This is a genomic window from Marinococcus halotolerans DSM 16375 (assembly GCF_000420725.1).
Lineage (GTDB): Bacteria > Bacillota > Bacilli > Bacillales > Marinococcaceae > Marinococcus > Marinococcus halotolerans.
Window position 1 is genome coordinate 1 of record NZ_ATVM01000055.1, and the last position, 1,440, is coordinate 1,440.

2 protein-coding genes are annotated in these 1,440 nt (G+C 54.3%); both read right to left on the reverse strand.

Annotated elements, in window-relative coordinates:
• Nucleotides 1–762, reverse strand: a 762-nt coding sequence (locus G548_RS0116850; protein ID WP_245558619.1) for an IS3 family transposase, incomplete at its 3' end; no start/stop codon positions are given.
• Nucleotides 702–1,373 (reverse strand): helix-turn-helix domain-containing protein, encoded by a 672-nt coding sequence (locus G548_RS0116855; RefSeq protein ID WP_027847514.1) that lies wholly within the window; start codon nt 1,371–1,373, stop codon nt 702–704. The genes G548_RS0116850 and G548_RS0116855, both read right to left, overlap by 61 nt.
• Between the last annotated feature and the right edge of the window lie 67 nt (nt 1,374–1,440).

A 1,440-nucleotide genomic window follows, 5' to 3' on the forward strand; every position in this document is an offset into this window, starting at 1 on the left:
CCCGTTGTCCAGACATCGGGACACCCGCGACATGCTGTGATCCAAGCCGTGGGCCTCTACGATGGCTTTAAAGCCGCGCGAGGTGTACTGGAAGCCCCGGTCGCTGTGAATCATGGGCTGGGCGCCCGGACAAGCTCGAAGAGCTTGTTCCATGGTCTGAAAGACCAGGGGATTATTATTGAACGGGCTGATTTCATAGTGGATGATCGACTTGTCGTACAGATCGAACACGACGCTGAGAAACGCTTTTCGCCCGGTAGCGTCCACAAATTCGGTGACGTCCGTCAGCCATTTCTCATTGGGCCGGGAAGCCTGAAAATCCCGGTCGAGTTTGTTCGCCTCCACATGTTGGGGCGAAGCTGCCGGCGAGCGTTTCTTCTTCCGCCGAATCACAGCCTGAAGATCATAGATCTTCATGAGCCGGTACAGGCGTTTCCGGTTGACCGGTCGGCCCAGCTCCCGGGTTAGGTGTTGGGCCATCCGCCGGTAGCCATAAATGCCCCGCACCCGGGTCTGCACCTCCCGAACGTGCACCATCAGTGCCTCATTGTGCTTTTCCTCTGCCGTGGGGGTGCGTTTCCGCCATTTGTAATAGGCTGCCCGGGAAACCCCGGCAATCCGGCACAACGCCTGCACCGGAAACCCCTGTTCCTCCTGCAGCTCCTGAATGGCTTGAAACCGGGACGCATAACGTACCCGGGTCAGCGATCCCTCCTTTCGATCTCTTGGAGCTTTTTTAAAAACGCATTCTCCATGCGCAATTGCTCGTTTTCCTTCTCGATCTGTCGTTTTTCCAGTTCGGCTCGCTCTTCGTTGGTTAACGCTTGGGATGGCCGGGAATGGCCACGCCGGTCCTCCAGGGCTTCCCAGCCGCCCTGTTCGTATTTTCGGACCCACTGATACACTTGGTGGTAGGAAACCTGATGCTGCTCGGCGACACGACTGTAATCCTTCTGTTGGGCCAGGCAATCCTGCACAATCGTGATTCGTTCCTGCCAGGTGGTGGAGCGTGCGTGTGTCATCGGGGAACCGCCTCTTTTCTTGGATAGGGTCCCTTCATGATACTGCATGATCCACCTTTGAAGCACGGATCTACTCGAAATGCCGTAGAGGTTAATAATATCCCGCTGGGATATCCCCTCATTCAGGTACGCTTCCACAGCTTCTTGTTTCCATTCCGGGGGATACCGCTTCCACTGGGTGGCTTTCGTCAGCGCTTCGGCTCCATGGCGTTCGTACCGATCGATCCATCCCCTTAACGTCTTTTCGTTGATGTCCCAATGACGACAAAACTCAGCCATATTCATTGTCCTCTGATCAAAAGCGTGGATGATTTCTATTTTCTGCTCGGTCGTATATCCTCGATAAGGCATAAAAATGCTCCCCTCTAAGCAAAACAGATGATTTATTTCATCTGTCTACTTAAAGGGGAGCATATCA